Origin of the sequence: Pseudomonas sp. NPDC087614 (assembly GCF_044743485.1) — a bacterium.
GTDB classification, from domain to species: Bacteria; Pseudomonadota; Gammaproteobacteria; order Pseudomonadales; family Pseudomonadaceae; genus Aquipseudomonas; species Aquipseudomonas baetica_A.
Map to the genome: position 1 here is coordinate 9,151 of NZ_JBIUWN010000108.1, position 5,201 is coordinate 14,351.

Consider the following 5,201-nt stretch of genomic DNA (forward strand, 5'->3'; position numbering starts at 1 on the left):
CTTTGCCGCGCACGTCGAGGGAGCGCCGCACGTGTCGAGCAGCCGCTTCTGTCATGCTGATAGCCAACGGTGACTCCTTACTCGTCGCCAAATCCTGAAAGTCAGATCAAGCCTTTCTTCTGCTTGTAATCGCGAACGGCCGCTTTGATAGCGTCTTCAGCGAGTACCGAGCAGTGAATTTTCACTGGCGGCAGGGCCAGTTCTTCGGCCAACTGAGTGTTTTTGATGGTTTCCGCTTCGTCCAGGGTCTTGCCCTTCATCCACTCGGTAGCGAGGGAGCTGGAAGCGATGGCCGAACCGCAGCCATAGGTCTTGAACTTGGCGTCTTCAATCACACCCTGATCGTTGACCTTGATCTGCAGACGCATCACGTCGCCGCACGCCGGTGCGCCGACCATGCCAGTGCCGACATCCGGGTCTTCGGCATTCATCTTGCCGACGTTACGCGGGTTTTCGTAGTGGTCGATGACCTTTTCGCTGTAAGCCATGATTCTTAATCCTCACTCATCAGAGAGTCGCTCTTTATGCCCCACAACCTGAGTTGACAGGGCCGGTTCGCGGCGACTTGAAATCAGTGTGCCGCCCACTCGATTTTCGAAATGTCGACACCGTCTTTGTACATGTCCCACAGCGGCGACAGAGCGCGCAGCTTGGTAACGGCCTCGCAGACTTTCTGCGCGGCGTAGTCGATTTCTTCTTCGGTGGTGAAACGGCCGAAGGTGAAGCGGATCGAGCTGTGCGCCAGTTCGTCGTTGCGGCCCAGAGCGCGCAGTACGTACGAAGGCTCAAGCGATGCCGAGGTGCAGGCCGAACCGGACGAAACCGCCAGATCCTTGAGCGCCATGATCAGCGATTCGCCTTCAACGTAGTTGAAGCTCAGGTTCAGGTTGTGCGGAACGCGGGCAGTCAGACTGCCGTTTACGTACAGCTCTTCCAGATGTTCGACCTGCTTGTAGAAACGATCGCTCAAGGCTTTGATACGAACGTTTTCAGCAACCATGTCTTCCTTGGCCACACGGAACGCTTCGCCCATGCCGACGATCTGGTGAGTCGCCAGAGTGCCGGAACGCATGCCGCGCTCGTGACCGCCGCCGTGCATGGTCGCTTCGATGCGCACACGCGGCTTGCGGCTGACGTACAGCGCGCCAATGCCTTTAGGGCCGTAGGTTTTGTGGGCCGAGAACGACATCATGTCGACTTTCAGCTTCTGCAGGTCGATCTCGACCTTGCCAGTGGACTGAGCGGCGTCAACGTGGAACAGGATGCCTTTCGAACGAAGCAGTTCGCCGATGGCAGCGATGTCGTTGACGGTGCCGATTTCGTTGTTTACGTGCATGATCGACACGAGGATGGTGTCTTCGCGCAGCGCGGCGTCGATCATCTCAGGAGTGATCAGACCGTCAGTCTGAGGATCGAGGTAGGTCACTTCGAAACCTTCACGCTCCAGTTGGCGCATGGTGTCGAGGACAGCCTTGTGCTCAATTTTGGAGGTGATCAGGTGCTTGCCCTTGGAGGCGTAGAAATGTGCCGCGCCCTTGATTGCCAGGTTATCGGACTCGGTAGCACCGGAAGTCCAGACGATTTCGCGCGGGTCGGCGTTGACCAGGTCGGCCACCTGACGACGGGCATTTTCGACGGACTCTTCAGCCTTCCAGCCGAACACATGGGAACGGGACGCCGGGTTACCGAAGTTTCCGTCGACCAGCAGGCATTCACTCATCTTTTGCGCAACGCGCGGATCGACCGGGGTGGTCGCAGAGTAATCAAGGTAAATCGGCAAATACATGGACTATCTCCTAAATCAGGCTGGCTGGCGTGCCGCTAGCTCTTTGGCTGTCATTCGACGGCGGACGCTTCAATCTTGTCCAGGTGCTGCGCCTTGCCATTGCAACGACGCTGATCCTGACGCTGGGCTACTTCTTGCACCTCACGGCGAGTCACAAGGTCAGCCAAGCTGATACCGCTCAGAAATTCGTGAATCTGCAGGCTCAGGTCGCACCACAGATGATGGGTCAGACAGGTGTCACCGGAATGGCAATCGCCCTGGCCCTGGCACTTGGTAGCATCGACCGACTCGTTCACCGCATCGATCACCTGAGCAACCTGAATGCCCTGCATGTCGCGGGACAACTGGTAGCCACCGCCCGGACCGCGAACACTGGAAACCAGGTTACTGCGGCGCAGCTTGGCAAAAAGCTGTTCGAGGTAGGACAGGGAGATGCCTTGGCGCTCGGAGATATCGGCCAGAGACACGGGCCCGTGCTGCGCGTGCAACGCCAGGTCGAGCATGGCGGTCACGGCGTATCGGCCTTTAGTAGTCAGTCGCATGGACAGTTACCACGGAGTTCAGAATGGGCGGGAGTATGCAATTCCCGAGCATTTAAGTCAACTATAAGACCTAGTGCTTTAGTCGGGTTTACCCGCAAAAGAGCGCGCGCATCATAGCAAAGGCTGGTGGCGCACAGCCAGACATACCGCGTTATCGTTCTTCGCGAGCGAGACCGCTCCCACAAGGGAATGCAGTGCAACGCTGGCCTGCTCGCGAAGAAAACGACGCGGTTTAGCTCGCCTGACTCTGATCCTTGCCTTTGACGCAGGCAAAGTCTTCTTCACGCAGCTCAGGCAGATCTTTCGCACAGTAACTACTGCCCAGATCCTTCAGCGCGCCGCACATCCCCTCCAGTCGCCCATCCACCGCTTGCAGGTGATCAAGCAACTGACCGATGGCACGCGCCACCGGGTCAGGCATGTCCTCACTGACACCATAGGCATCGAAGCCGATCTTCTCGGCCATGGCCTTGCGCTTGGCGTCCTGCTCCTCATCGGATTTGACGATGATTCGCCCAGGAATCCCCACAACCGTGGCGCCCGGCGGCACTTCTTTGGTTACCACGGCATTGGAGCCGACCTTGGCACCAGCGCCGACCGTGAATGGACCAAGCACCTTGGCGCCTGCCCCCACCACAACGCCATCACCCAACGTCGGATGGCGCTTGCCTTTATTCCAACTGGTGCCACCCAGGGTCACGCCCTGATAAATGGTTACGTCATCGCCAATCTCGGCGGTTTCGCCAATGACGATCCCCATGCCGTGATCGATAAAGAAGCGTCGACCGACTTTCGCCCCCGGATGAATCTCGATCCCGGTCAACCAGCGACCAAAGTTCGACACCAGACGCGCCAGCCATTTCAGATCATGGCGCCAGAGCATCCCGGCCAATCGGTGAATCCAGATCGCATGCATCCCGGGGTAGCAGGTCAGGACTTCAAAAGCGTTACGCGCCGCCGGGTCTCGATGGAACACACTTTGGATATCTTCACGCAAACGCTCAAACATCATTTAGTCCTTCCGCTTAAGAAGCTCACCACGGGCCGCTTTTTGGGTTTCCGTGAGAATGCCACGCAAAATATTCATTTCCGCCCGGCTGACCGAGCTGCGTCCGTACAACCGGCGCAGGCGCGCCATCAAGTGCCGTGGTTTTTCCGGATCAAGGAATTCGATGGCGACCAGCGTCTGTTCCAGATGCTCATAGAATCGCTCCAACTCATCCATGGTCGCCAGTTCGACACTTTTCACCGAGGCCACTTCTTCTTTCTCGATCTTGCTCGGCTGACCCTGTGCGGCCAGCCAGGCCATGCGCACTTCATAACTCAACACCTGCACCGCCGCGCCAAGGTTCAGCGAACTGAACTCCGGATCGGAGGGGATGTGCACGTGAAAGTGACATCGCTGCAACTCTTCATTGGTCAGGCCGGAATCTTCACGACCGAACACCAGAGCGATTTCGGCACCCTGCCCGGCCTCCTCAACCACTTTGGTGCCGCATTCGCGCGGATCCAGCAGTGGCCACGGAATGCGCCGATCACGAGCACTGGTGCCGAGCACCAGATTGCAGCCGACCAAGGCATCTTCCAAAGTGGCGACGACTTGCGCGTTTTCAAGAATGTCACCGGCACCGGAAGCACGAGCATCGGCTTCGTGGTGCGGGAACAGCCGCGGTTCAACCAGCACCAATCGCGACAGACCCATGTTTTTCATGGCGCGCGCAGCCCCGCCGATGTTGCCGGGGTGGCTGGTATTGACCAGGACGACACGAATGTTCTGCAGCAAGGGAGGCGCTCTCGGACACAGGGAAGGGGTGCAAATCTTACAGAACAGCCTACCGTTAAGCTATGAAAGCGAACAGCGTCCTTCACCTGAAGAAAAGTTCTGATAGAATGCGCGGCTTTCTTTAACAACCTTAGGTGACACATCCATGCAGCCCATGCTGAATATCGCGCTGCGCGCCGCCCGCAGCGCCAGTGAACTGATCTTCCGCTCCATCGAGCGCCTGGATACCATCAAGGTCGACGAAAAAGACGCCAAGGATTATGTATCCGAGGTTGACCGTGCCGCCGAACAGAAAATCATCGACGCCCTGCGCAAGGCTTACCCGAATCACTCGATCCAGGGTGAAGAAACTGGCCTGCACGCCGGCACCGGCATCGAAGGCGAAGAATACCTGTGGATCATCGACCCACTGGACGGCACCACCAACTTCCTGCGCGGCATTCCTCACTTTGCCGTCAGCATCGCCTGCAAATATCGCGGTCGCCTGGAACACGCAGTGGTTCTGGACCCGGTTCGCCAGGAAGAATTCACCGCCAGCCGTGGTCGCGGCGCTCAACTGAACGGTCGTCGCCTGCGCGTCAGCGGTCGTACCAGCCTCGACGGCGCCCTGCTGGGCACCGGCTTCCCGTTCCGGGACGACCAGATGGACAACCTCGACAACTACCTGGGCATGTTCCGCGCTCTGGTGGGTCAAACTGCCGGCATCCGCCGCGCTGGTTCGGCGAGCCTGGACCTGGCTTACGTCGCTGCCGGTCGTTTCGATGCATTCTGGGAGTCGGGCCTGTCCGAGTGGGACATGGCTGCAGGCGCCCTGCTGATTCAAGAAGCCGGCGGTTTGGTGAGCGACTTCACCGGCGGTCACGATTTCCTTGAAAAAGGCCACATCGTTGCCGGCAACACCAAGTGCTTCAAGGCAGTTCTGACGGCGATCCAGCCGCACCTGCCGGCTTCGCTGAAGCGCTAAGCTTTTAGCGAAACGCAAAAAGCACCCTTCGCAGACTGTGTGAAAACACACTGATGAAGGCCCAACAAAACGCCCCGACTTGTTCGGGGCGTTTGTTTTTGTGCGGGCAACAGACGAAAAAAGGCC

The 5,201-nt window shown here is 58.3% G+C and carries 6 protein-coding genes and 1 pseudogene; 1 reads left to right on the top strand and 6 read right to left on the bottom strand.

The genetic code is table 11. The annotated features are described in order from the left end of the window. The 6 genes and pseudogenes from iscA to trmJ all read right to left on the bottom strand — a co-directional run. Positions 1–67: pseudogene (iscA, locus tag ACIOWA_RS25735) on the bottom strand (iron-sulfur cluster assembly protein IscA); the annotation flags it as partial. Positions 68–101: 34 nt separating this feature from the next. Next, entirely contained in the window at positions 102–488 is a 387-nt protein-coding gene (gene iscU / locus ACIOWA_RS25740) for a Fe-S cluster assembly scaffold IscU (RefSeq protein ID WP_003227907.1), read from the bottom strand. A gap of 83 nt (positions 489–571) precedes the next feature. Next, positions 572–1,786, bottom strand: a complete 1,215-nt coding sequence (locus ACIOWA_RS25745; RefSeq protein ID WP_401162581.1) for an IscS subfamily cysteine desulfurase — start codon at positions 1,784–1,786, stop codon at positions 572–574. Positions 1,787–1,836: 50 nt separating this feature from the next. Then, entirely contained in the window at positions 1,837–2,328 is a 492-nt protein-coding gene (gene iscR, locus ACIOWA_RS25750) for a Fe-S cluster assembly transcriptional regulator IscR (protein ID WP_009045442.1), read from the bottom strand. A 232-nt stretch (positions 2,329–2,560) separates the two neighbouring features. Beyond that, the gene (gene cysE, locus ACIOWA_RS25755) at positions 2,561–3,337 is read right to left on the bottom strand and encodes a serine O-acetyltransferase (RefSeq protein ID WP_339432824.1); all 777 of its coding nucleotides are present in this window, start codon (positions 3,335–3,337) and stop codon (positions 2,561–2,563) included. Positions 3,338–3,340: 3 nt separating this feature from the next. Next, entirely contained in the window at positions 3,341–4,111 is a 771-nt protein-coding gene (gene trmJ / locus ACIOWA_RS25760) for a tRNA (cytosine(32)/uridine(32)-2'-O)-methyltransferase TrmJ (protein WP_401162583.1), read from the bottom strand. A gap of 145 nt (positions 4,112–4,256) precedes the next feature. Between trmJ and suhB the strand changes: the two genes are divergently transcribed. Next, positions 4,257–5,075 carry an inositol-phosphate phosphatase gene (suhB, locus tag ACIOWA_RS25765; RefSeq protein ID WP_016773320.1) on the top strand — a complete coding sequence of 273 codons (819 nt, stop codon included), beginning with the start codon at positions 4,257–4,259 and terminating at the stop codon, positions 5,073–5,075. Positions 5,076–5,201 lie beyond the last annotated feature (126 nt).

Excerpts from the sequence above, each read along its gene's own strand:
- iscR (WP_009045442.1), bottom strand. The coding sequence starts at position 2,328 with ATGCGACTGACTACTAAAGGCCGATACGCCGTGACCGCCATGCTCGAC.
- suhB (WP_016773320.1), top strand. The coding sequence starts at position 4,257 with ATGCAGCCCATGCTGAATATCGCGCTGCGCGCCGCCCGCAGCGCCAGT.
- iscU (WP_003227907.1), bottom strand. The coding sequence starts at position 488 with ATGGCTTACAGCGAAAAGGTCATCGACCACTACGAAAACCCGCGTAAC.
- cysE (WP_339432824.1), bottom strand. The coding sequence starts at position 3,337 with ATGTTTGAGCGTTTGCGTGAAGATATCCAAAGTGTGTTCCATCGAGAC.
- ACIOWA_RS25745 (WP_401162581.1), bottom strand. The coding sequence starts at position 1,786 with ATGTATTTGCCGATTTACCTTGATTACTCTGCGACCACCCCGGTCGAT.